Origin of the sequence: Streptomyces colonosanans, from assembly GCF_001866645.1 — a bacterium.
Lineage (GTDB): Bacteria > Actinomycetota > Actinomycetes > Streptomycetales > Streptomycetaceae > Streptomyces > Streptomyces colonosanans.
Genome location: NZ_MLYP01000002.1, coordinates 103,886 through 126,096, shown reverse-complemented (window position 1 = coordinate 126,096; position 22,211 = coordinate 103,886). Strand labels below are relative to the sequence as shown.

General features: G+C 70.1%; 21 protein-coding genes, 1 tRNA gene and 4 pseudogenes. 8 read left to right on the top strand and 18 right to left on the bottom strand.

Going from position 1 to position 22,211, the window contains the following annotated elements:
• Positions 1–9 precede the first annotated feature (9 nt).
• The 4 genes and pseudogenes from BIV24_RS00670 to BIV24_RS00660 all read right to left on the bottom strand — a co-directional run bounded on the left by BIV24_RS00670 (position 10) and on the right by BIV24_RS00660 (position 2,725).
• Entirely contained in the window at positions 10–888 is an 879-nt protein-coding gene (locus BIV24_RS00670) for an ImmA/IrrE family metallo-endopeptidase (RefSeq protein WP_245766633.1), read from the bottom strand.
• Positions 889–936: 48 nt separating this feature from the next.
• Positions 937–1,179, bottom strand: a pseudogene (locus BIV24_RS35910) (helix-turn-helix domain-containing protein); the annotation flags it as partial.
• Positions 1,166–1,960: a hypothetical protein gene (locus BIV24_RS00665; protein ID WP_071364095.1), complete on the bottom strand. Its 795-nt coding sequence runs from the start codon at positions 1,958–1,960 to the stop codon at positions 1,166–1,168. The gene BIV24_RS00665 and the pseudogene BIV24_RS35910, both read right to left, overlap by 14 nt.
• A 291-nt stretch (positions 1,961–2,251) precedes the next feature.
• A complete protein-coding gene (locus BIV24_RS00660; protein WP_071364094.1) occupies positions 2,252–2,725 on the bottom strand; it encodes a hypothetical protein in 474 nt (157 codons plus the stop codon).
• Positions 2,726–2,771: 46 nt separating this feature from the next.
• On the opposite strand from BIV24_RS00660, the pseudogene BIV24_RS36640 reads away from it, so the two are divergent.
• Positions 2,772–2,939: pseudogene (locus BIV24_RS36640) on the top strand (site-specific integrase); the annotation flags it as partial.
• An 81-nt stretch (positions 2,940–3,020) separates the two neighbouring features.
• On the opposite strand, the gene BIV24_RS00650 reads toward BIV24_RS36640, so the two are convergent.
• Positions 3,021–3,093 (bottom strand) — tRNA-Arg (locus BIV24_RS00650).
• 177 nt (positions 3,094–3,270) lie between these two features.
• Positions 3,271–3,423, bottom strand: a pseudogene (locus tag BIV24_RS34920) (DUF4440 domain-containing protein); the annotation flags it as partial.
• Here BIV24_RS34920 and BIV24_RS00645 point away from each other — a divergent pair.
• A complete protein-coding gene (locus tag BIV24_RS00645) occupies positions 3,410–4,510 on the top strand; it encodes a LysR family transcriptional regulator (RefSeq protein ID WP_425442495.1) in 1,101 nt (366 codons plus the stop codon). The pseudogene BIV24_RS34920 and the gene BIV24_RS00645 sit on opposite strands and share 14 nt — an antisense overlap.
• Positions 4,511–4,709: 199 nt before the next feature.
• Here BIV24_RS00645 and BIV24_RS00640 read toward each other — a convergent pair whose 3' ends face one another.
• A complete protein-coding gene (locus BIV24_RS00640; protein WP_071364092.1) occupies positions 4,710–5,984 on the bottom strand; it encodes a M6 family metalloprotease domain-containing protein in 1,275 nt (424 codons plus the stop codon).
• 252 nt (positions 5,985–6,236) lie between these two features.
• Positions 6,237–6,740, bottom strand: a complete 504-nt coding sequence (locus BIV24_RS00635; protein WP_071364091.1) for a MarR family winged helix-turn-helix transcriptional regulator — start codon at positions 6,738–6,740, stop codon at positions 6,237–6,239.
• 143 nt (positions 6,741–6,883) lie between these two features.
• Between BIV24_RS00635 and BIV24_RS00630 the strand changes: the two genes are divergently transcribed.
• The gene (locus BIV24_RS00630) at positions 6,884–7,651 is read left to right on the top strand and encodes a dioxygenase family protein (protein WP_071364147.1); all 768 of its coding nucleotides are present in this window, start codon (positions 6,884–6,886) and stop codon (positions 7,649–7,651) included.
• Positions 7,652–7,660: 9 nt separating this feature from the next.
• Here the strand turns inward: BIV24_RS00630 and BIV24_RS34915 are convergent.
• Positions 7,661–7,930, bottom strand: a pseudogene (locus tag BIV24_RS34915) (N-acetyltransferase family protein); the annotation flags it as partial.
• Between the two features lie 193 nt (positions 7,931–8,123).
• Here BIV24_RS34915 and BIV24_RS00625 point away from each other — a divergent pair.
• The gene (locus BIV24_RS00625) at positions 8,124–9,122 is read left to right on the top strand and encodes a sigma-70 family RNA polymerase sigma factor (protein WP_071364090.1); all 999 of its coding nucleotides are present in this window, start codon (positions 8,124–8,126) and stop codon (positions 9,120–9,122) included.
• Between the two features lie 216 nt (positions 9,123–9,338).
• Here BIV24_RS00625 and BIV24_RS00620 read toward each other — a convergent pair whose 3' ends face one another.
• Complete coding sequence (locus tag BIV24_RS00620; RefSeq protein WP_071364089.1) at positions 9,339–10,313, bottom strand: helix-turn-helix transcriptional regulator; 975 nt, start codon at positions 10,311–10,313, stop codon at positions 9,339–9,341.
• A 62-nt stretch (positions 10,314–10,375) separates the two neighbouring features.
• On the opposite strand from BIV24_RS00620, the gene BIV24_RS00615 reads away from it, so the two are divergent.
• Complete coding sequence (locus BIV24_RS00615) at positions 10,376–11,902, top strand: MFS transporter (protein WP_071364088.1); 1,527 nt, start codon at positions 10,376–10,378, stop codon at positions 11,900–11,902.
• A 126-nt stretch (positions 11,903–12,028) separates the two neighbouring features.
• Here BIV24_RS00615 and BIV24_RS00610 read toward each other — a convergent pair whose 3' ends face one another.
• The 3 genes from BIV24_RS00610 to BIV24_RS00600 all read right to left on the bottom strand — a co-directional run bounded on the left by BIV24_RS00610 (position 12,029) and on the right by BIV24_RS00600 (position 15,333).
• The gene (locus BIV24_RS00610) at positions 12,029–12,787 is read right to left on the bottom strand and encodes a DUF6227 family protein (RefSeq protein WP_071364087.1); all 759 of its coding nucleotides are present in this window, start codon (positions 12,785–12,787) and stop codon (positions 12,029–12,031) included.
• Between the two features lie 157 nt (positions 12,788–12,944).
• Positions 12,945–14,105 (bottom strand): L,D-transpeptidase, encoded by a 1,161-nt coding sequence (locus BIV24_RS00605; protein ID WP_071364146.1) that lies wholly within the window; start codon positions 14,103–14,105, stop codon positions 12,945–12,947.
• 196 nt (positions 14,106–14,301) lie between these two features.
• A complete protein-coding gene (locus tag BIV24_RS00600; protein ID WP_071364086.1) occupies positions 14,302–15,333 on the bottom strand; it encodes a P1 family peptidase in 1,032 nt (343 codons plus the stop codon).
• Between the two features lie 6 nt (positions 15,334–15,339).
• Here BIV24_RS00600 and BIV24_RS00595 point away from each other — a divergent pair, with 6 nt between their 5' ends.
• The 3 genes from BIV24_RS00595 to BIV24_RS34085 all read left to right on the top strand — a co-directional run bounded on the left by BIV24_RS00595 (position 15,340) and on the right by BIV24_RS34085 (position 16,635).
• A complete protein-coding gene (locus BIV24_RS00595) occupies positions 15,340–15,618 on the top strand; it encodes a hypothetical protein (RefSeq protein ID WP_071364085.1) in 279 nt (92 codons plus the stop codon).
• Between the two features lie 102 nt (positions 15,619–15,720).
• On the top strand, positions 15,721–16,245 hold the full coding sequence (locus BIV24_RS00590; RefSeq protein WP_342745228.1) for a mycothiol-dependent nitroreductase Rv2466c family protein: 525 nt from the start codon (positions 15,721–15,723) through the stop codon (positions 16,243–16,245).
• 219 nt (positions 16,246–16,464) lie between these two features.
• Positions 16,465–16,635, top strand: coding sequence for a hypothetical protein (locus tag BIV24_RS34085; protein ID WP_177198595.1), 171 nt, complete (start codon positions 16,465–16,467; stop codon positions 16,633–16,635).
• Between the two features lie 97 nt (positions 16,636–16,732).
• On the opposite strand, the gene BIV24_RS00585 is transcribed toward BIV24_RS34085, so the two are convergent.
• The 5 genes from BIV24_RS00585 to BIV24_RS00565 all read right to left on the bottom strand — a co-directional run bounded on the left by BIV24_RS00585 (position 16,733) and on the right by BIV24_RS00565 (position 22,036).
• On the bottom strand, positions 16,733–17,335 hold the full coding sequence (locus BIV24_RS00585) for a hypothetical protein (protein WP_245766626.1): 603 nt from the start codon (positions 17,333–17,335) through the stop codon (positions 16,733–16,735).
• Positions 17,336–17,487: 152 nt separating this feature from the next.
• The gene (locus BIV24_RS00580) at positions 17,488–18,321 is read right to left on the bottom strand and encodes an S-methyl-5'-thioadenosine phosphorylase (RefSeq protein WP_071364083.1); all 834 of its coding nucleotides are present in this window, start codon (positions 18,319–18,321) and stop codon (positions 17,488–17,490) included.
• 147 nt (positions 18,322–18,468) lie between these two features.
• Complete coding sequence (locus tag BIV24_RS00575) at positions 18,469–18,777, bottom strand: FmdB family zinc ribbon protein (protein ID WP_071364082.1); 309 nt, start codon at positions 18,775–18,777, stop codon at positions 18,469–18,471.
• A gap of 212 nt (positions 18,778–18,989) precedes the next feature.
• The gene (locus BIV24_RS00570; protein WP_071364081.1) at positions 18,990–20,267 is read right to left on the bottom strand and encodes an MFS transporter; all 1,278 of its coding nucleotides are present in this window, start codon (positions 20,265–20,267) and stop codon (positions 18,990–18,992) included.
• 224 nt (positions 20,268–20,491) lie between these two features.
• Positions 20,492–22,036: a potassium/proton antiporter gene (locus BIV24_RS00565; RefSeq protein ID WP_071364144.1), complete on the bottom strand. Its 1,545-nt coding sequence runs from the start codon at positions 22,034–22,036 to the stop codon at positions 20,492–20,494.
• Between the last annotated feature and the right edge of the window lie 175 nt (positions 22,037–22,211).

Below are 22,211 nucleotides of genomic sequence, written 5' to 3'. Positions count from 1 at the left end.
TGGCGACCGCTACTGGACCAGGCGGAGCACCGGCCTCTGTTCCTGGACGCCCAGCAAGTCCCGCACCCTCGCGCCTGTCCAGGCCAGTTCATGTGCCAGTTGGGGAACCGAGAGGCCCGCTTCCTTGGCAGCCAGGTCGAAGGCTTGTCCGAGCAGCGAAGGCTGTTCACCGGGAAAGTTCGAGACCGATTCCGCGGTGAAGCCGGGCTGGCCGTCGAGAGCGCGTAGGCGTTGATACGTCCTGCTGGCGGTGGCGTCGGAGATCAGCCCCAGCTCGCGGCAGCGGTAGACGAGTGAGTGGAGGGAGACTCCCCAGACCCCTCTGAGCTCGGCCAGCCGTGCAAAATCCATTCGCCGCGGCAGGAGCGGCAGGATGCTGTCCTGAGGGGTCAGGAACTCGGCCGCGAAGGCGTCGGCCTCCTTTTCCTGGCGGCTGTCACCGGTGGCATCGCCGTGAAGCACAAGGTGGCCCAGTTCATGGGCAGCCGTGAACCGGTGCCGGTAGATGTCGTCGGCCCGGTTGGCGGTCAGAACGACGAGCGGTCGCGCGGCCCGGGTGGAGAAGGCGTCCACGCTCGCAGCGGAAGGATCTCTGGCAGGCGGCATGACCACCACGATCCCGTGAGATTCCATCCGCCTCACCAGGTGCGTGACAGGGCCGTCGTTGAGGCCCCAGCGCCTGCGCAGCTCACGGGCGGCGGACGCGGGGTCGGTGGACAGCTCCTCGCCGGGGTGGACCTCGCCACCGGCGAATCCCGGCAGGTCGACAAGAGGCAACTGGATCCGCTGTTCCAGCGCGTACGTGAGCTCCCAGACCTGCTCGGCGAAGGCGAGCGCACGCTCTCGCTGGGACTTCGGTGTGCTGCGCAGGCTTCGGAAATGCGCCATGGACGCGTCGAGTCGATTGGCCGGCCTTCCCAGCAGGAAGAACGTCACAGGGACCCCGAGGATCCCTGCGAGTCGGGGGATCAAGTCAGGTCGTGGCTTCGAGACCCCCGTCTCGTACTGACCCACGGCGGCAGGCGTCACCCCGAGCTGTACCGCCACGTCCTTCTTCGTCATCTCCGCCAGCCGACGGGCTTGTGTCAGCCGGGTGGGATCGAAGGCGTCGGAAATGGCACGTGGCGTGGCGCCTCGTTCTTCCGTACCGGGAATGAGGTCTTGCTTAATGGGTCGCATCGTCTTCGCTGGTCTGGTCCTCGACGGGTTCTGCCTCGGTCTGCACGGGCACGTGCAGGGCCTGGTCCGAGGCGGTACGAGAGGACAGCGTAAGGGTGGGTTCGGTTCCGTCGGCGAAGCTGGTGTGTGCCGTGACCTGGTTCGGAATGCTGATCGGCCGCGGCGTGTGCGAGGTGACCGACTGAGGCAGGTGGAGCGGCTCGGGATCGGTGGCCCATTCCAGCTGCCGGTTCATCCCGAGCGCCGCGCTGCCCCAGTACGCCTCAAGGAGCTCGGAGGCGTTGCATGCGAAGGGCACCAGGATCAGCTGGGTGCCCTGCGGGACGGTCGCCAGAGCGCCGCGCGGTTCGGCGGTCGGGACGGCCGGTCCGAAGTCGAGGTCGAACGGGTCCTGGGTGTGCTTCGGCGCCGGTGCGAAGGTGAAGAGCTCCTGCACCAGCCGGGACTGGCTGGGGATGCGCGCGCTGCGTACGTCTGACTTGGTCTTGGAGTACCGGAACGGGTAGAGCAGCCCGTTGCCGATGAGCATCAGCTCGTAAGAGAACTCGAACGGCTTGACCGCGCGGGCGCCGGGCAGTTTCTTGAGTTCGTCCTGCAGCCGCTCGTACTGGTTCTCATACCGGCTGGTGCCGTAGGTGCGGGTGGTGCGGGATGCGGCTTGTTCCTGTGCGGCCTGTGCGTTGGCCTGCATGTTGCGAAGGCCCTGCCCGACGCCGAGGCGTACAGCTGCTGCTTGCGTGCCGAACACGTCGGTCGTCCACGAGGACGAAGGCATACTCATGCGGACGACTCCTAGGGTCGGACTACGCATCGAAGCATTCCAGTGCGGCCCTGACTTTAGTTTATGTCGCAGATTTTGCACAACTGCTTCGGTGTTCGGCGTGTTCGTCACCCGTGGCGCGAGCCCAGGAGCCTTCTCTCCGACTGCGGCGGCATACCAACGGGGCCAACGCCGAACTACGTTGGCCCCGGAGGGCGTCATGGGTCAGGTTGTGCTGGTCAGACGCGAGGCAAGGGCGCGTGCTGTTGGGGCGAGGCTGCCGAGGACTTCCCGGGCGATGGGGTTTCGGGCTCAGCGTGTGCGGTGCTGCTGGGTGGGTCGGGCTGACCGGGCTGGGGGCGGAGCGGATGCCGGCTGCCCTGGGGCGGGTTGCAGTGGCAGGTCCACGAGGTGGTGTAGGCGCCACACCAGTACTTCGCTGACGGACGTGGCGGTGCCCAGCTCCCTTCGGGCGGCCGCCTCGGTGAGCACGGCAACTGGGTCACGACCGGCAGCTTCGGCGTCGGCGAGGGTGGCGGCGAGTGCGGGCCAGCCGGGCTCGGCCAGGACCTGCTCGGCCAGCGCGGGAGGCAGTGTCTGGCGCAAGGCGGTGGCCTGCCTGTGCTGTTGGGGGACGGTCAGGTACAGGCCCCGCTGGTGGATCACTGCGATCGGCTGGGCTGCTGCTACCCGGTAGGCGGCGCGCAGGTGCTCGGCCGCTCGGCGGGCGGCGTCGGCCTGCTGTTCGTGGTGGCGGGTGCTGTGCCAGTGCCGGGTCGCGACCACCGCGAGTAGCAGGGTGTCGAGAGCATCGCCAGCGTGGCGCCGTCCTTGGGAGCTGATGACGCGGATGGGCCACAGCAGCTCGCGCGCCGCACTGATCTATCAGTACATGACAAGCGACCGGGACCGGGCCATCGCCGACCGGCTCGGGGCCATGATCCGGGGCGGTGGGGGAGCGGCCTCCGACCCCTCTGAGAAGGACCCTGCGGGCCCGTAGTGGCACGCCTGTGGCACGACTCCTGAAACGGCGAAGGGCCAGCCTGGGAGGAAATCCCTCCTGAGCTGGCCCTTTTCTCTGTGCCCCCGGCAGGATTCGAACCTGCGACACCCGCTTTAGGAGAGCGGTGCTCTATCCCCTGAGCTACGAAGGCGGGGATCTGTCGGAAAACGTGTCCAAAAACCGGCCCGGGCGGGCGGTGGGCTTCAGGCTTGCTGCCGACAGGGTTGTGGTGGGCAGGCCGGTGAGGTCTGGGCCACCGCCGGACAGTGTAGCGGGTCTGGTGAGGTCGGCATCGGTTGTGCGGGGGCGCCGGTCCGACCTTCCTGTCTCAGCTTGTGGGCGGCCGGAATTCCGGCTGGTCGATGATGCGCAGCCAGCCGTCGGGCTGACGCCGGACCACCTGCGCACGGGCACCCGCACCGTCCTTCGGAGGGGTCGAGGTCAGCGCGATATCACCGCGGACGAGCGTGGGAAGCGGCTGCGGAATCAGTGCCCAGATTCGTCAGCTCGAAAGTGAACTGGGGGCAACGCTCATCGACCGCTCCGGCCGCAGTGCCACGCTGACCGCGGTCGGCGAGGTGGTGTTCGGCCATGCGAAGTCCGTGCTCGCCGCGATGGAGTCGCTGCAGCACGCCGTCGACGAGATGAACGGGCTCGTCCGGGGCAAACTCGTCGTGGGCATGGTCACAGCGTGCACCGTCACGCCGCTGTTCGACGCGCTGTCCGGTTTCCGTCTCGCCCGTCCCGGGGTGGAGATCAGTCTGATCGAGGACGATTCCGGCAAGCTCGTCGAGTACGTCCGCGAGGGCGCCGTCGACCTGGCGCTGATCGGTGCGGCCGGCCGGGCACCGGAGGATCTGGACGGTTGGCAGATCATCAGCGAACCGATCGTCGCCGCGATGCCGGACGGTCATCCGCTGGCCGAACGCGGCAGGGTCACTCTCGCCGAGCTCAGCGCCTACCCGATCATCTGTATGCCCGAGGGGACTGGTATCCGTGCGGTGCTCGACCAAGCCTCCGCCGCCTGCGGTGTGACCCCGACCATCGCTCTGCAGGCGAGCGCCCCGGGCAGCGTGCTCAACCTCGCCGAGCGCGGACTGGGGGTCGCGGTGCTCTCCGAGTCCATGATCGCCCAGCATCAGGGTCTGCGGGCCGTGGCCATCACCGATGCCGACGTGCCCGCGATCCTGGCCCTGATCTCCGCGCCGACCAAGAGCGCGGCGCTGCGTGAGCTGCTGCTGCACTGCCGTCAGTCTTCGGCGAGACCGGGACCGACGGTGGGCAGGTCTCGACGAGCGGGGCGGCCGCCGGATGACAGCACGACGGGAGGGGGCCACCGATTCGTCGGTGGCCCCCTCCCGTCGTGCTGTCCGAGTCGGCCTTGGACCGGTAGGGAGCGGCCGTTCTGGCGGGCAACGCAAGAACCCCACCCCGCAGTTCGCGGGATGGGGTTCCGTTCGAGCGCCGGGCAGGCCTTGCACCTGCATCTCCCCACAGGAAGTGGGGCGTCTTTCCTTGGACCACCAACGCATGGCCGGGTGCCAGGAGTTCTGGCGACCAGCTCGTGATCAACTATAGGCCATGCGGACCGTTGACCACACCGCCGGGCAGAGCGTCGTGTGACCTGAAGGCTGACGACACTTCCCAACGGCTGGGCGAATCAATCTCGTTGGCGCCGCGAGGTCGCGATGTCCGGCGGCATCGTCCGGGCCGGCGGCGGGAAGCCGAGACCGGGGACGCGCGGGGTGAGCCGGACGTTCCGTCGCGTCACCGTCGCGTCACATGAACCCGGTAGTCGCCGGAGAGATCCGCTTCCGTGACGGTGATGGCGATGCCCCTCTTCGGATCCTTGAAGGTCTGCCCGGGGGCGAACGGCGCGTCGGACAGTTCGGCCTGGACGTTCGGGCTGCGGGTGCAACCGCCGCTGTTGCGCTGGGAGTCGTAGACCGTGATGGGCCCGTTGCCCGTGTCGACGTCCGCGTCGACCTTGTAGATGAGGATGCCGGGCCGGCACACCACCGCGTCATTGCCTTCCTGGGTGCGTAGTTCGAGGGCGTACCCGGCGGTGGAGCCGATCGGCACGAAGACCAGCTTGCGGCCCCCGGCGCGACCCAGCGGCGTCAGGGTGTACTCGGCGGTGCCGCGTCTGGTCGCACAGCTGACCTGGGAGTCGTCGAGCCAGCCGAGTTTCCATTTGTGCCAGCCGAGAAGGTCGTTGTCGGCGCCCCAGTCCTCGCTCATGATGTCCCAGTGCCCGGCCGCGCCCCCGCCCTCCTGGGTATAGAGGTCGGGCAGGCCGAAGATATGGCCGTTCTCGTGCGGCAGGACCCGGTAGCCGGTCATGGCGTAAGAGCCGGAGCCGTCGTCCTGGCGGCCGTAGATGAAGGACGCGTTCGTGATCGGCACGCCGTCGGCGTCCGGTGCCTCGGTGTTGGCCGCGAAGGTCACCGACAGGACGGTGTCCAGGGCGGAGGGGCCCGCGTTCGGGGTGACCAGGACGTTCAGCAGGTCGTAGTGGCGGAAGTCCACCTTGGGTCCGGTGACGGCCACGATGTCCCGGATCAGTGCGCGGTAGCCGGGGTCGAAGGGGGCGCCGCGTTCTATCCCGTAGGACCTGAACGGCTTGGGCATTCGCAGCCAGTGGCGTATCGGTGTCTCCGGGCGGTAGTCGAGGCGGCCGTACGAGCTGGTGGCGAACCACCTCCGGGTCTGCGGGAAGAACTCCGCGAACCGGGTGAGCGCACGGCCCTGGCCGGGCGCGTCGGAGAAGTCGATCATGAGGGTCAGGGCGTGGACGGTGCCGGCGGAGCGGGCGTAGCCGGAGACGGTCGGGATGCCCTCCGACATCTGGACGCCGACATGGCCGTGGATCATGCAGGGGCGGAGTGCCGCGGAATGTGCCTGGGCTATGGCGCCCCCCGTCGCGGGATCCGGCGTCAGATGCCCGCGGGTGGCGGAGGTGCCGACCGCCAGCGTCAGAACGGTGACCGAGGCGAGTGAGGCGACGCGGCGCGGGCATATCCGGCGGCTGGACGGCTGCATGCGGTGCCCTTCGCTCCACGGCAGCCACCGGTGTCCGGCTGCACCCTTGCGATCACCCTGTGGCGCGGCGGGCGGGGATGCTCGCTGGAGCGGACCGAACGAGGGGTTCTCGGGTGCGGAAGGAGTGATGGCGGGGGCGGCGTGAACAGGGGCGTTCGGTCGGCGTGGGGCCGGTCGGGTGAGCGGCGGGAGCACCCCTGCCGCCGGCCCGTACCTGACGCCGGGGCATTTCCGTGTGGCTCCGCCCGGGGCTCAGCGAAGCCAGGGCAGGTCCGCCCCCGCCTCCTTCGGCTGCAGCCCCTCCGCGAGGATCGTCATGATCTCGCCGAGCGACTTCTGCTGCTCGGGGGTGAGCCGGTCGAAGAGGGCCTGGCGTACCGCCGCCACATGGCCGGGTGCGGTGCGTGCCAGTACTTCGTACCCCTCGTCCGTGAGGACCGCGAGCTGTCCGCGCTTGTCGGAGGGGCAGTCCTCGCGTCGCACCCAGCCGTTCTTCTCCAGACGGGCGACGGCGTGCGAGAGCCGTGAGCGCGTGATCTTCGCCCGCATGGCCAGCTCGGTCATCCGCAGCCGCCGGCACGGCGCCTCGGCGAGTTGGACGAGCAGTCCGTAGTACACGTGCGGCATGCCCGCGTCACGCTGCAGCTGGCGGTCCAGATGGTCCTCGAGGAGGGTGACGGCATGCATGTACGCACGCCAGGTGCGCTGCTCCTCGTCGGTGAGCCAGCGTGTGTCCTCAGCGGATGCCGTCTTCATGTGCACCACTGTACGAGCCCTCTTCTTGAAAGTTAAACAAGTGAGCGTTAGGCTGCTTGACATAGAGCTTGAGACTTCAAGAAAAGCTGAAAGGGGCTGCCGCCGTGTCCGCCGTCATCGATGGGCGCACCGCGCCCGAGCGCATGCCCGCCCTCTACTTGAGCCATGGCGCGCCCCCGCTGGCCGACGACCCGGTCTGGCCCGGCCAGCTCGCGGCCTGGTCCGCCGGTCTGCCGCGACCCCGGGCGATCCTCGTGGTCTCAGCCCACTGGGAGGAGGCCCCTCTCGCCCTCGGTGCGGTGCGGACGGTTCCACTGGTCTACGACTTCTGGGGCTTCCCCGAGCACTACTACCGGGTGACCTATGACGCCCCTGGAGCCCCTCAACTCGCCGAGAGCGTGAGGAAGTTGCTGCGCGCGCCGGGGATCCCCGTACAGGACTTCCCGGACCGCGGCCTGGACCACGGCGCGTATGTCCCGCTCGTCGAGATGTTCCCCGAGGCCGACATCCCGGTCCTGCAGATCTCCATGCCGACCCTCGACCCGGTGAAGCTGATGGAGATCGGCCGCAGGCTGGCGCCGCTGCGCGACGAAGGCGTCCTGATCATCGGCTCCGGCTTCTTCACCCACAACCTTGCGGCCCTGCGTCACACGGGCGGGGGAGTTCCGGGCTGGTCGGCGGAGTTCGACGACTGGGGCCGCCGCGCCCTGGGCGCCGGTGACGTCGACGCCCTCCTCGACTTCACCCGCACATCCCCGGCGGGCCGTCTCGCCCACCCCCGCACGGAACACTTCGCTCCGCTCTTCGTGGCGATGGGCGCGGCGGACGCGACGGGGGAACTGGGTGCGCAGCGGTCGGTGATCGACGGGTTCTGGATGGGGTTGGCGAAGCGGTCGGTGCAGTTCGGGTAGGGGTCCCGGCGCCCGCTTCGCGCGGAAGGCGCCGGATGTGACGTACCTCGTAGTCGCCTGCGAGCCTGCGGCCGTGGCAACCATCGGCCGGTGCGGGCCGTCTTCAGGGTGGGAGAGCAGCCAAGGACGTCGCTCTTCCGGCGTGAAGGCCTCCGTGTCGAATGTGACGGGCGTCTCGCGCACGTAGTGGTCGTAGATGCCCGTGAGGGCTTCGAGGTCACCTTCGACTCCCGGTCTGACCTGCACCTCTTTACGTTCCGTCGGTACTCGGCGCCGCATTGTGGCGGTGCAGGATACTGCATGATCGCAAAAGTTGCGGGGCGGGTTGGGAATTCTGTCCGGATTCCAGTCGTTGTTTCCATCAGATGCCGGGCACCCGAAAAGGTGGCCGCAGCGTCGCAGGACCATCGCCAGCCCTTCCCCACTCTCGGCTTCGCTCGAGCGGGGGGACCCCAACCGCAAGGGAGCACGCATGGCAACCCGTGCCGTCGCCCGTCGCAAGTCCGCCGGAGGCGAGACCGTCGACGCGGCACACAGTGTTCGCGCCCATGGCGGCGAGATCGCCGATCGCGACCTGGTCGGCATGTATCTCGACGAGATCGCGCGTACACCGCTGCTCGATGCCGCGAGGGAGGTCGAGCTGTCCCAGGTCATCGAGGCCGGGGTGTTCGCGCAGCAGATCCTCGGCGGTGTGGAAGAGGCCAAGGCCGATGCCACCCGAGAGGAGCTGGAGGCCCTGGTCGCCGAAGGGGAGCGGGCGAAGGACGTCTTCATCCGCTCGAACCTCCGGCTCGTCGTCGCCGTGGCGCGCCGCTATCCGCGCAGCGGTCTTCCACTGCTCGACCTGATCCAGGAGGGCAACGCAGGCCTGGTGCGGGCGGTCGAGAAGTTCGACTACCGCAAGGGCTTCAAGTTCTCGACATACGCGACGTGGTGGATCCGCCAGGCCATCACGCGGTCCATCGCCGACCAGTCGCGGACCATCCGGCTGCCCGTCCACCTGGTCGAGGAGCTCGGTCGGATCCGCCGCGTCCAGCGGGAGTTCAACCGCGAGCACGGGCGGGAGCCGGAGCCGGCCGAGATCGCGGCCGAGCTGGACGCGACCCCGGAGCGCGTCATCGACGTGCTCGACTGGGCCCGTGACCCGGTCTCGCTGAACATGTCGGTGGACGACGAGGGTGAGACGCAGTTCGGCGACCTGCTCGAGGACACCTCGGCGGTGTCGCCCGAGCAGTCGGTGCTCACGCTGTTGCGCAGCGAGGAGCTGGACGACCTCATCGGCCGGCTCGACCAGCGCACGGCCTCGATCATCAAGATGCGGTACGGCATCGAGGACGGCCGGGAGCGCACGCTGACGGAGGTCGGCAAGGAGCATGGCCTGACCCGCGAGCGGATCCGCCAGATCGAGAAGCACGCGCTGCTGGAGCTGAAGAAGCTGGCGCGGGACACCGGGTTCGACGCGGCGGCGTGAGTGTTCGGCGTCAACAGGGCCGGTGACCGCGGGCCGACGGCCTACCCGTCGGCCCGGCGGCGCCGCTCACGTCGTGCGAACGTGGTGCTGCGTCGCAGTCCCCAGAGCCGAGTCCCGACGCACTCCCCCCGGCGTCGGGACTCTCCCCGAGCCGGGCTTCGGCGCCCTTCCCCTTGGTGCTGAAGCCCGGCTCTTCCTGTAGGGCAGCCGCTCTCCTCACGCTCCCCGGGTGTCCGCCGCCCGGCTCAACCGAGCCCCGAAGTCCCTTACGCACGCGACCAGTTCGGATGGCCGGTGCACCGTGAACTCGCAGTCGGCCATTGCGAGACGCACCGCCATCCACTCCACGGAGTCGCTCGATGTGCCGCACAGCCGGCAGTTGTCCTCGTCGAGCGGCTCGGGTGTACCGAACCAGCGGGGCAGACGCGCCGCGACGAGGTCGGCGGGCGCGGCGAAGGTCACCTCGAACTCGTACGTCTCCTGCCGCCGCTGCATCGACTGCCGTAGATACTCCGCCGCGTCCCCCGCCGGCAGCTCCCGCGGTGCGAACCGCGCGCCCGTCGCGAACGGCTCACTGACCCGGTCGACCCGGAATGTGCGCCAGTCGTCGCGATCGAGGTCGAAGGCCACCAGGTACCAGCGGCGTCCGGTCGACACCAGCCGGTACGGCTCCGTGAGACGCCGCGACGGCGTTTTGTCGTGGGAGAGGTAGGCGAAGCGCAGCCGCTCGTGGCCCGCGATCGCCGAGGCCATCACGGTGAGCGTCTCCGGCGCGATGCTCGCCCCGTCGCCGCTGGCCAGGGGCGTGGTGGCGGCCTGCAGGGTGGCGACGCGATGACGCAGCCGGTTCGGCAGCACCTGCTCCAGCTTGGCCAGGGCCCGTACGGACGCCTCGTCCACGCCCTCCACCGCGTGGCCGGCACCGGCGCGCAGCCCCACCGCGATCGCCACCGCCTCCTCGTCGTCCAGCACCAGCGGCGGCATGGCCTTCCCGGCGGCCAGCCGGTATCCGCCGTCGGCTCCCCTGGCGGCCTGCACCGGGTAGCCCAGCTCGCGCAGGCGGTCGATGTCCCGCCGGACGGTGCGCCGGGAGACCCTGAGTCGCTCGGCGAGTTCGCCGCCGGGCCACTCGCGCGGGGTCTGGAGGAGGGAGAGGAGCTGCAGGAGTCGCGCCGGTGTGTCGGTCGTCATACCTACCAGGGTGCCGCAGGAATAGGACGTGATCTGACCTAATGGCCGCGTAGCTTTGCGGTATGACCTCCACCGAGAGCACTCTCAGTACCACCGCGGGCGCGGGTGACCGTCGTCGCTGGTTCGCGCTCGCCATCGTGATGACCGCGGCCTTCATGGACCTCGTCGACGTCACGATCGTCAACATCGCGATCCCGTCGATCCAGCGGGACGCGGGCGCGTCGTTCAGCCAGATCCAGTGGATCACCGCGGGTTATGCGCTCGCCTTCGCCGCAGGGCTCATCACCGGAGGCCGTCTCGGTGACATCCACGGCCGCAAGCACCTCTTCCTCCTCGGCGTGGCCGGGTTCACGCTCGCCTCGGCGCTGTGCGGCTTCGCCGCGAACCCGGAGATGCTCGTCGCCTCGCGGATCCTGCAGGGCGCGATGGCCGCGCTGATGGTGCCGCAGGTGCTGGCGATCGTGCACGCCACCTTCCCGGCGCACGAGCGGGGCAAGGTCTTCGGGCTCTTCGGCGCCATCGTCGGGCTGGGGGCGGTCTCCGGGCCGCTGCTCGGCGCACTGCTCACCGAGTGGAACCTGTTCGGGCTGGAATGGCGGCCCATCTTCCTGATCAACCTGCCGGTCGGCGTTGCGGCGTTGGTCCTGGGCCGGCGCTTCATCACGGAGTCGAAGGCCCCGCGGGCGCTGCGACTGGACCTCGTAGGTGTCGCCCTGGTCACCCTCGGCCTGCTGATGCTGCTCTACCCGCTGACCCGAGGCCGCGAGCTGGGCTGGCCGCTGTGGGGGTACGCGTCGATGGCGGGTGCGCTGGTCGTCTTCGCGGTGCTGGTGGCGTACGAGAAGAGGAAGGCGGTGCGCGATGGGTCCCCGCTCATCGAGCTTTCCCTCTTCCGGGTGAAGAGCTTCGCTGCGGGCATTGCGGTGCAGACGGTGTTCGGGGTCGGCCTCGGTATCTTCTTCCTGGTCTGGACGCTGTACATGCAGGTCGGGCTGGGCTGGAGCGCGCTGCGGGCCGGCCTGACGGGGGTGCCGTTCTCGCTCGCGGTCTCGACGGCGGCCGGGATGTCCGTGCAGAAGCTGGTCCCGCGCTTCGGCCGCAAGGTGCTGCAGGCGGGCGCGCTGGTGATGGCGGCGGGCGTACTCCTCTACATCGCGGAGTCCGACCGCTACGGCCTGGACATCGCCCCCTGGCAGATGGCGCTGCCGCTGGTGGTCATGGGGGTGGGCATGGGTTTGATCGTGGCTCCGCTGACGGACGCGGTCCTGTCCCAGGTGCCGCCGGAGCACTCCGGTTCGGCGTCGGGCCTGATCAATACGGTGCAGCAGATGGGCAACGCACTGGGCCTCGGGCTGGTGTCGGTGGTCTTCTTCGGCGAGATCGGTGACCGGCTGACTCCTGAGCAGGTGGGCCCGGCGTTCGTGCACGCCTTCCAGCACGCTCTGGGCTGGGTTGCGGCCGTGCTGGTGGCGATCTTCCTGCTGATGTTCGCCCTGCCGAAGCGGCCGGCGCAGCATCTGGAGGGTACGCAGGACTCGGAGGCGGCCATGGGGACGGAGGCGGCCGAGGAGCGGGTGCTCGTCTCCTGAACGGTGCCGGTGTCCGGGGTGGTGGTTGATGGCGCCCGGCGGGTCGCGTTTCGCGCGAGCCCTGCCGGGCGCCGCCGTGTGAGGCGGCACAGGATCTTCTGCGTCGGGGCCTTCGCTCGGAGGCGCTCAGGCGCCTCGGCCACGCGTCGCTGCGCGCCGCTCCATCGCCTCCCGTGCCGCCTCCTCGGTGGCGTACACCTCGCACATGTGCCGTCCGTCCGGCGTCGCCGTGTGCTCGACCTCCCACAGGGACAGCTCCCGGCCGTCCCGCAGCAGGAACGCGTGCTCATAGAGCGAGAAGCACAGCCCCGCCCGGCCGGCCCGCCATGGCCGTCCGAAGGCCTGGGTGATCTCGTGCGCGAAGGCCGCGCGCAGCAGTAACGTCGCCAGATCCGGACCCGGCCGGTCCGGGTTCTCCGCCCGGCGCAGCAGCCGACGCGCGTGGTCCGCGGAGTCGTCCGGCATGTACACATGGCGCGGTTCGGGGATCTGTGACAGCTGTACCAGGACGGGCAGTTCGACGTCGGGCGCGTCCTGCGGCAGCGGGAGCCGGGCCGTGGCGGCGCCCAGCTCCTCCTCGTCCACGTACACCTCGTGCTCCAGAAGGCCGTCCGGTGCCGTGTTGTGGACGAGCTCCCACAGGGTGACCGCAGAGCCGTCCGTGAGCAGCCAGGTGTGCCGGTACGTCTCCCGGTACAGCCCCGCGCTGTGGTGCGCGGAGTGCAGTGAACTGTCGTACACCAGTGCGCAGTCGAGCTGCCCGATCGTCTCGTCGGGCAGCTCGAAGGAGTTCAGGGCGCGGCCGAGGAGTCGCGCGAGATGCTCCTCAGGAGACTCGGGCGACTCGGGTGGCTCGTACGCTGCCGTCTCGTACGGAACGCTCAAGGTTTCTCCCGGCGTTGCTGCATGTCACCTTGTGGGTGCATACCGTAGCCCCTCGATCGGACATCATGTCCGGAAACCGAGAAAACGTACGGTCGGAAAACGGACGGGCCGCGCGAGACGTTCCCGCGCGGCCCGATCAGTCGCCATACGGCCCGGTTCAGACGGCACTTCCCGCGGTCCACGCGCTCCACGGCATGTTCCAGCCGTTGAGGCCGTTGTCCGGGGCGACGGTCTTGTCGGGGGAGTTCTTGACGATCACGATGTCCCCCGTGAGCGAACTGTCGTAGAACCACTTGGCCGTGGTGGAGCCCCGCCCGCCCTGTACATCCGCCATCCCCACGCAGCCGTGGCTGGTGCCCTGGCGGCCGAACGGCGGATTGCTCGGGTTGTACCAGTAGTTGCCGTGGATGAAGGTGCCGGAGGCCGTCAGGCGCATCGCGTGCGGCACGTCGGAGATGTCGTACTCGCCGCCCATGCCGACGGTCTGGCTGTTCATGCGCGTCTGCGTGAACTTCTCCGAGATCACCATCTGCCCGTTGTACGTGGTGTGCTCGGGGCTGCCTGTGGACACCGGGATCGTCTTGACGGTCTGCCCGTCCCGCACGACCGTCATGGTTTGCGTGTGCGCGTCCACCGTGGAGACCTGCGAGCGGCCGATCGTGAAGGTCACGGTCTTCTTCTGCACGCCGTAGACGCCGTTCGCGCCCTCCACCCGGTCCAGGTTGATCTTCATCGTGACCTTGGAGCCGGCCTTCCAGTACTCCTCGGGCCGGAAGTCCAGTCGCTGCGCCCCGAACCAGTGCCCCTCGATCTGCTGCCCGCTGCTGGAGGTCACCGTGATGTGCGACTGCACGGTCTTCTGATGGGTGATCGCCTTGTCGAAGGTGAAGGACACCGGCATTCCGACGCCGACCGTCGTCCCGTCGTCGGGCGTGTACGTCCCGATGAAGCTGTTGGCCGATGTGACCGTGGTGAAGATGGAGTTGGCGGCCGCGACGCGGTCGTCCGCGTCCTTGGCGGTGGCGTTGATCTCGTACTTCGTCCCCCGCTCCAACCGCTCCTTCGGCTTCCAGGACGTCCCGTCCGCGGAGAGCTCCCCTGCGACGGCCGTGCCCGCCCCGGCCACCGTCATCTTCACCTCGGTCAGCTTCCCGTCGCTGACCTTCACCCCGGTCGCGTTGATCGACGCGCCCGTCGAACCGTCCTTCGCGGAGATGGTGATCCTCGCGGTGGAGGTCTTGGCGGAGTCCTTCCCGCCTTTGTGGTTGTCGGCGTTGGCGCTGCCGCCGCAGGCCGTGAGGGTCAGGGCGCCGATCATCAGGGCGGCACAGGCCCCCAGTACACGCCGCTCTCGCATGTCCGGCGTTGTCACGGGCTACTCCAAATCGTCGTCGTGGCGTGGGTGATCCGCTCGAGTACGTGGACAAAGAGCGAACGCCGCGCCGAAGGGTTCCCGCCCATCGCGGTGAGCGGATCGATGTGACAGAACCGGGACAATCACCCGGCTCCGGTACCTACTGCTCTCCGTACAACTCCTCGTACGACGGCCAGGTACCGCCCGGCCCGTCCACCGAATCGGCGGCGCGCACGGCCCGTACGACCGCGCGTGTCACGAGGTCCGCGCCCGCCGCGAGCACTTCGTTGAGGGCGAGGGGATCGGCCGGGTCCAGCGGTCGCGCACCGGTCGCCAGCGCGAACACCGTGTCCCCGTCGTTGAGCAGATGCACCGGCCGCACGGCACGCGCGATGCCGTCGTGCGCGGTGCCCGCGAGCTTCTGCGCCTGTGCCTTGGTGAGGGCGGCGTCGGTCGCCACGACGGCGAGGGTCGTGTTCAGCGTGGGGCGGCGTTCCTTGGCGGCGGACTCCGCAAGCCGCCGCCGCGCGGCCTCGTGCACCTCGTGCGCCGGGTGTTCGACCCGGCCCTGGAGCAACAACTCCCCGTACAGGGAACCCGTTGCCGGATCCACCGCCGAGCCCGCGGCGTTGGCCACGACCAGGGCGCCGACCGTGATTCCCGAGGCGAGCACCGTGCTCGCGGTGCCGACCCCGCCCTTGATCCGGCCGACCGTCGCTCCCGTGCCCGCGCCCACACAGCCCTCGGCAACGGGCGTACCCGGCCCGCTCGCGGCGGCGGCCTCTACCGCGGCCCGCCCGAGGGCCGCGTCCGGACGGGCCTTGAAGTCGCCGCCGCGGCCCAGGTCGAAGACGCAGGCGGCGGGCACGACCGGCACCACGTGCGCCGGGTCGGGGCCGACCCGCACTCCGCGTCCGCGCTCCTCCAGCCAGGCCATCACGCCCGACGCCGAGTCGAGTCCGTACGCGCTGCCGCCCGTCAGGACGACCGCCTCGACCTTCTGCACGAGGTTGCGCGGATCGAGCGCGTCGGTCTCCTTGGTGCCGGGGCCGCCACCGCGCACATCCACGGCGGCGACCGCGCCTTCCTCCGGGGCGAGCACGACCGTGGTGCCGGTGAGCCAGCCGTCCCCGGTCCGTGCGGCGTGCCCCACCCGCAGACCCGCGACATCCGTCAGAGCGTCAACTGTCATGACCCCATGATTCATTGCTACTCGGCGGTCGTGACCTCACGCGCGGCCGTCCACGCGGTCGGTGTCACCCCCACGGGCACCGCGATCGCCTGGAGGGCGACGGAGGCGACGTCCGCGTCGGCGTTCGGCCTGCTGGAGACCGTCCCGGAGGAGGATGGCCTGCCCGTCGGCATCACTTGCAGGGTTCTTGAGCGGCAACTGCGCGAGCAGTACGCCGATCTCGCCACCTACGTCCGACGGAACGAGGACCGGCTCCTCACCGTCCGTGAGGAATCCGCTGCATGACCACCACCCCCGGGAGCGCCGGAAGGGACACCGCCAAGGTCGACTTCATACTTCGCCCCGGCCTGCCCCTTCGCCTGGATCTCCTCCGGCTGGATTCTGGAGGTGCAGCAGCACCGCCCGCTGGACCTGCGCTTCAGGCTGATGAGCCTGTACGTGCTCAACGAGCGCCGTGAGCTGCCGGACCGGTACCGCACCCTGGTGGACAACTCCCTTGCCTTGACCCGGATCTGTGCCGCGGCGGCCCACCACCACGGTGAGGACGTCCTGCCCGGTCTCTGCGAGGAGCTCGGCACCCGCATCCACAACGGCGACGAGGACTACCTCGCCATGGCGGCCGGGGCGCTCGCCGCGCGGAACCTGCCCGCCTCGCGGATGGACGCGGCCGGCACCGATGCCTACGACGAAGAGCTGCGCAAGAGTCACCACGAGGGCATGGACCCGGTCGGCGAGGACGTGGGCACGCCTACCGTCCACATCGACGGCGGCGCCTTCTTCGGCCCGGTGCTCAACTCGATTCCGCGAGGCGAGGAAGCCGTCCGGATCTTCGACGGAGCCCGCGCCCTGGCCAACTACCCGGACGCCTTCGAACTGAAGAGGATCCGGACGGGCAGCCTCCGCTTCGACTGACACACCCGCCGGGCCGCCCTGGCGCGACCGCGGTGACCCGGCCCCTCGGCACCACGCCCGCGCCCACGGCGGACACCCGCCGCACGGGCGTCCACGCACATCACAGAGTTGAGCAAGCCCCCCCGGGGCCCCACCTGGAAGCCCGCTGCCGACGGTCAAGGGCGGGCCGCGACGCGGCACCGTCGCGGCCCGGCTCCCCCAGGGACGTACCCTGGGGGCATGAGCACTGCCCCCGAACCGCTCGATCCGAAGAACACGTTGATCTTCGGTGACCCGTTGGACCAGCAGTCGGCGGACGACACGGATCGTGGGTGGGGCGAGCGGCCGAGCACCGACAGCGCGGCCGATCTGAAGCGCTTCCTCGACGAGAAGCCGCCCCACCACATCTGAACCAGGCGGCGCACCCGCGCACCCACCGCCGCGCCGCGGCCACGCGCGACGGTGCCCGGGCCAGAGCCGGCAGGGGATCGCGGATCGCCTTGGGTGCTCAGCGCAGCGTCACCGCCAGCCGTGAGGTCGCGCCGGCACCGGCCAGGCGTGCGGCCGTGGTGCGCGGCACGGAGAGCAAGAGCAGCGCGCCGCTCTCCGTGAGGTCGACGTCCGGCACCCGCGTCACACGGGCCCCGGCCGCGACCACCTTCGCGGCGCCGCCGTCGGCCGCGATCACGTCGACCCGGTCGCCCGGCCGCAGTATCCGCACCGTCGCCCCGTCCGCGATCCGCACGGGCGCCGTCACCGTCTCGACCACGCGTCGCTCCCGTGCGGGCTCGGCCGCCGTCGTCGGACGCGCTTCGACGCCCGGATGTCCCCGTGGCCTCTCGAAGTCGCGCGGTCCCGCAGCCACCAAAGCGGCGGCACCGACCGCCAGGCCCAGGGCCACGGCCCGCCTCCGGTGCCGTACGAGACGCCGAAGTCGGTGTCGCCCGCCACCTACGCGCACGGGAGCGAACTGCGGCACCGCGCAGGCCGGAGGCGCGTCCGCGCGTACCGCGATACCCGAGCCCGGCGGGCGCGCCGCGATGTCCGGTTCCGGCGGGCGTACGGAAGCGCCCCTGTACAAAGGGCCTGCGGAAAGGGGGAGCTGAGCCATGCTGACCACCACCTGCATCGCGAGATCGACGAGATCGAGACGCGATCCACGATGAGGGCTTGCGGCGAAGTCCGCCGACGACCGTGGACTACCGGCCGGTTGTGGACAACTCGCTCACCCGAACGGGACGTTCCGGGCCTCTGCGCCCACCCCTACGGCAGCTCGAATCCCGGATCCATCCCGCCCAGCGCCGTCGTGCACAGGCAGTCCCGCGTCTCGTTCGCCGGAAGTCCCGCGACCGCGTCGAACAACACGTCCCGCAGCCGGTCCACGTTCGCCGCGAACACCTGGAGCACCTCGTCGTGCGAGACGCCTTCGCCGGTCTCGGCGCCCGCGTCCAGATCCGTGACCAGCGTCAACGACGTGTAACACAGCTCCAGTTCACGGGCGAGCGCGGCCTCGGGGTGGCCGGTCATACCCACCACGGACCAGCCCTGCGCCTGGTGCCACAACGATTCGGCGCGGGTGGAGAACCGCGGGCCCTCGACCACGACCAGCGTGCCGCCGTCCACCGGCTCCCAGTCCCGCCCGCGCGCCGCCTCCAGCGCGGCCTTGCGGCCGACCGGGCAGTACGGGTCGGCGAGCGAGACGTGCACCACGTTCGGCACGGTGCCGTCGGGCAGCGGCAGCCCGTCGAAGTACGTCTGCGTGCGGGTCTTCGTACGGTCCACCATCTGGTCCGGCACGAGCAGCGTCCCGGGGCCGTACTCGGCGCGCAGCCCGCCCACCGCGCAGGGTCCGAGTACCTGCCGTACACCGACCGAACGCAGCGCCCACAGGTTGGCGCGGTAGTTGATGCGGTGCGGCGGCAGATGGTGGCCGCGGCCGTGGCGGGGGAGGAAGGCGACCCGACGGCCGGCGATCTCGCCGAGGAAGAGGGAGTCGCTGGGCGCGCCGTAAGGGGTGTCGACCTGGATCTCGGTCACGTCGTCGAGGAAGGAGTAGAGGCCCGAACCGCCGATGACGCCGATCTCTGCGTTCTCCATCAGTCTCCTAGCGAGGGGGCCACCGGCTCGAGCCGGTGGGGGAATCGCTTCCCTGGCCTGTCGTACGTCACGGCGAGCACAGTAGTTGGCCCGGGAAATGCCGAAGACCCCGCCGTCGTCACGACGGCAGGGTCTCCTGGCCGGGCCTTATGCGGCGGAGCTGGAGGAAGTTCCGGTCGACGACGATCCGGAGCCGGTCGACGAGGACCCGGAGTCGGTCGACGACGAGGTGGAGGAGCCGGACGGCTTCGACGACGCGGGGCTGCTGCTCGAGGACGCGCCGCGGCTGTCGTTGCGGTAGAAGCCGGAGCCCTTGAAGACGATGCCGACGGCAGAGAACACCTTCTTCAGGCGCCCACCGCAGTTGGGGCACTCGGTCAGGGCGTCGTCGGTGAACTTCTGGACCGCCTCGAGGCCCTCGCCGCACTCGGTGCACTGGTACTGGTAGGTGGGCACTTGTCTTCCTCCTGGCACTCTCACTCAATGAGTGCTAACGATCGTCCATGGTAACCCGTGCCGCAGGCGAACGGAGTAACGAACGTCACCTGTCCCCCGGGAGGCGGTCGCGGCGTGACCGTCATGACGGCCTTTGTGCCCGGGTGAGAAGCCGGGTCGGCGGCGGAGGCGCAGTGGCGTATTCCTTGCCGAACCGGGATCTCCCGTCCACGTCACATCTCGCCGACCGCGACGGGATCGCGAGGGGCCGCGCCGCGCGTGGCCGTGGTGGTCCCCTGCGACGGCGACAGCCATGACCGCAGGGACACCAGGGTCGCCAGCGCGAGCACCGTACCGGCCATCGGCACCAGGAATCCGGCGCCGTCCCAGAGGCGGTCCTCCAACTGCCCGGCCACCGTGACCGCGGCCGCCTGGCCGAGCGCGACCGCGCCGGTCAGCCAGGTGAAGGCCTCGGTGCGGACCTGGGCCGGGACCAGGCTCTCGACCAGTGTGTAGCCGTTGATCAGTGCGGGCGCTATGCACATGCCCACCAGGAGGCCGAGGCCCGCCAGGACGACCGCTGAGTGCGCGGTCCACAGGCCCGAGGCGGTCAGCGTGAGGGCCGCGTAGCCGATGACGAGGCGCTGCTGCGGGGCGGCCTTCCAGGCGATGGCGCCGCACACGACACCGGAGAGCATGTTGCCGGCGGCGAAGACGCCGTACAGGACGCCGTTCAGGCCGGGCTTGCCGATCGAGTCGCTGAACGCGGCGAGCGAGACCTGCATGCCGCCGAAGACGGAGCCGATGCCCAGGAAGGTCACGACCAGAACGCGCACCCCGGGGACGCGCAGGGCGGAAGCGTGCTCCACGCGCGCGTGCGTCACGTCGGCGACGGGCGGCTGCGTACTCTTCTGCGCCGCGAACAGCAGGCCGCCGACCAGCGTCAGCGCCGCCTCGCTCAGCAGGCCCGCGGCCGGGTTCACGGCGGTGCACAGGGCCGTCGCCAGCAGCGGGCCGAACACGAAGGTCAGCTCGTCGGTGACGGACTCGAAGGCCGCCGCCGTCGTCATCAGCGGGGAACCCTGGAGCTTCACGCCCCAGCGGGCGCGCACCATGGGGCCGACCTGCGGCACCGACGCGCCGGTCGGGACCGCCGCCGCGAACAGCGCCCACAGGGGAGCGTGGGCCAGCGCGAGCATCGTCAGGGACACACCGGACAGGGAGTGCACCAGGACGCCGGGGAGCAGTACCGTGCGCTGGCCGTACCGGTCGGTGAGGCGGCCGCCGTACGGCGCGAACAGCGCCATGGAGACGCCGGTGGCCGCCGCGACGGCGCCCGCGGCCCCGTACGAGCCCGTGGTGTGCTGCACGAGCAGCACGATGGAGATGGTGAGCATCGCGAACGGCTGACGCGCCGCGAAACCGGGGAGCAGGAACGTCCAGGCGCCGCGGGTGCGCAGCAGCTGCCCGTAGCCCGGACGGGACGACTTCGAGGTGACCGTGGACGCCACGGCCCGTGCCTTTCTGCCACCTGGTAGCGCCCGTGCGGGGCGCCGAGAGCTGTCCTCTTGCGCGGACTGCGGTAGATACCGGCGCCCGCTCAGGTGGGCGCCCCGGCCGCCATACGGTCGCGCCAGCTCTGCGTCAGGCAGAGTTGGTTCGATCAGGGTGCGCCCCCGATTCTACAGAGGCAGGTCGCGTCCGCGGGCCCCGTGCCCGCCGCCGCAGGGGCCCGTCAGCGGCCCGGCCCCCCGTTCCCGCTCGTCCCCAGCCAACTGGCCAGCTTGCCGCCTTGGCCGACGGCCCGCAGGCGGCTCTCCGCCGCATCGCGGACCTGGTCGGTGGTGACCACGAGGAGTTCGTCGCCGTGCTGCAGCACCGTCGTCGGCAGCGGCACCGAGGACTTTCCGTCCCGGACGATGAGGGTGACGGCGGACCCGGCCGGCAGCCGCAGTTCGTTGATCTCGACGCCGTGCATCCGCGACCCCTCGGGGATCGCGACGGACAGCAGGTGGCCGCGCAGCCTCTCCAGGGGGGCCGACTCGATGCCGAGGTCGGCGGCCTCGGGGCCCTCGCCCAGCTGCAGCCTGCGGGCCAGCCACGGCAGTGTCGGCCCCTGGACCAGGGTGAAGACGACGACCAGGACGAAGACGATGTTGAAGATGCGGTGGGCGGCGGCGACGCCGTTGACCATGGGGATTGTCGCCAGGATGACGGGCACCGCACCGCGCAGCCCCGCCCACGACAGCAGCGTCTTCTCCTGCCACGGCATCCGGAAGGGCGCCAGGCTCACGACCACGCTCAGCGGCCGCGCCACCAGGGTCAGCACCAGGCCGATCACGAGGGCGGGCAGGATGTCGCCGCCCAGCTCGTGCGGGGTGACCAGCAGTCCGAGCAGGACGAACATTCCGATCTGGGCGATCCAGCCGAGCCCCTCGGCGAAGCCGCGTGTCGCGGGCCAGTGCGGCAGCTTCGCGTTGCCGAGCACCATCGACGCGAGGTACACGGCGAGGAAGCCGCTGCCGTGCGCCAGCGCGCCGACCGCGTAGGCGGTGACCGAGATGGCCATGACGGCGATCGGGTAGAGACCGGAGGCGGGCAGCGCCACGTGCCGCAGACCCCAGGAGCCGAGCCAGCCCACCGCGAGACCGATGGCGGCACCGATGGCCAGCTCCATGGCTATCTCGGCCAGGAGTACGTACCAGTGCTCCACGGGACCTGCCGTGGAGAAGGAGACGACGAGGATGACCACCGGGGCGTCATTGAAGCCGGACTCGGCCTCCAGAACACCCTTCAGGTGCGCGGGAAGGGGGACTTTCCGCAGTACCGAGAAGACCGCCGCCGCGTCCGTCGACGACACCACCGCTCCGATGATGAGCGCCTGCCGCCACTCGAGACCGGTCAGGTAGTGCGCGCCGGCGGCGGTGACGCCCACGCTCACCGCGACGCCCACGAGGGCCAGGGAGGAGGCCGCCGGCAGGGCCGGCCTGATCTCCTTCCACTTCGTCCCGAGACCGCCCTCGGCCAGGATGACGACCAGGGCCGCGTACCCCATGACCTGGGTCAAGGCCGCGCCGCTGAAGTAGACGTGGCCGAACCCGTCCACGCCCATGGCGATGCCGATGCCCAGGTAGAGGAGCAGGCTGGGGAGCCCGCTGCGCGAGGAGATCCGGACGGCCGCCACCGCTACGAGCAGTACGAGCGCGCAGACGAGCAGGAGCTGGTTGAGGTGGTGGACAGTCAGCGGCCGTTCCCTTCTCGCCGATCCGAGCGCCGCGATGCGAACGCCTCGATCCGAGCACGTGAAGCCGGGTGGTGCCACGGTCTTCCGCGCGACTACTTCATTACTTTACCTAACTCTTGACGTTTCCTTGACGCTCGGGGGCTGTGCGAGCGGACTTCAGGCCGGGTGGGTTCCCGACTCCGCGTCAAGGCGGGGCGGGCTCTGCGCCTAT

Excerpts from the sequence above, each read along its gene's own strand:
- BIV24_RS00630 (WP_071364147.1), top strand. The coding sequence starts at position 6,884 with ATGCCCGCCCTCTACTTGAGCCATGGCGCGCCCCCGCTGGCCGACGAC.
- BIV24_RS00585 (WP_245766626.1), bottom strand. The coding sequence starts at position 17,335 with ATGGCTCAGCTCCCCCTTTCCGCAGGCCCTTTGTACAGGGGCGCTTCC.
- BIV24_RS00635 (WP_071364091.1), bottom strand. The coding sequence starts at position 6,740 with ATGAAGACGGCATCCGCTGAGGACACACGCTGGCTCACCGACGAGGAG.
- BIV24_RS00640 (WP_071364092.1), bottom strand. The coding sequence starts at position 5,984 with ATGCAGCCGTCCAGCCGCCGGATATGCCCGCGCCGCGTCGCCTCACTC.
- BIV24_RS00670 (WP_245766633.1), bottom strand. The coding sequence starts at position 888 with ATGGCGCATTTCCGAAGCCTGCGCAGCACACCGAAGTCCCAGCGAGAG.
- BIV24_RS00615 (WP_071364088.1), top strand. The coding sequence starts at position 10,376 with ATGACCTCCACCGAGAGCACTCTCAGTACCACCGCGGGCGCGGGTGAC.
- BIV24_RS00580 (WP_071364083.1), bottom strand. The coding sequence starts at position 18,321 with ATGGAGAACGCAGAGATCGGCGTCATCGGCGGTTCGGGCCTCTACTCC.
- BIV24_RS00665 (WP_071364095.1), bottom strand. The coding sequence starts at position 1,960 with ATGAGTATGCCTTCGTCCTCGTGGACGACCGACGTGTTCGGCACGCAA.
- BIV24_RS34085 (WP_177198595.1), top strand. The coding sequence starts at position 16,465 with ATGAGCACTGCCCCCGAACCGCTCGATCCGAAGAACACGTTGATCTTC.
- BIV24_RS00595 (WP_071364085.1), top strand. The coding sequence starts at position 15,340 with ATGATTCATTGCTACTCGGCGGTCGTGACCTCACGCGCGGCCGTCCAC.
- BIV24_RS00605 (WP_071364146.1), bottom strand. The coding sequence starts at position 14,105 with ATGATCGGCGCCCTGACCCTCACGGCCTGCGGCGGCAGCGCCAACGCC.
- BIV24_RS00600 (WP_071364086.1), bottom strand. The coding sequence starts at position 15,333 with ATGACAGTTGACGCTCTGACGGATGTCGCGGGTCTGCGGGTGGGGCAC.
- BIV24_RS00625 (WP_071364090.1), top strand. The coding sequence starts at position 8,124 with ATGGCAACCCGTGCCGTCGCCCGTCGCAAGTCCGCCGGAGGCGAGACC.
- BIV24_RS00620 (WP_071364089.1), bottom strand. The coding sequence starts at position 10,313 with ATGACGACCGACACACCGGCGCGACTCCTGCAGCTCCTCTCCCTCCTC.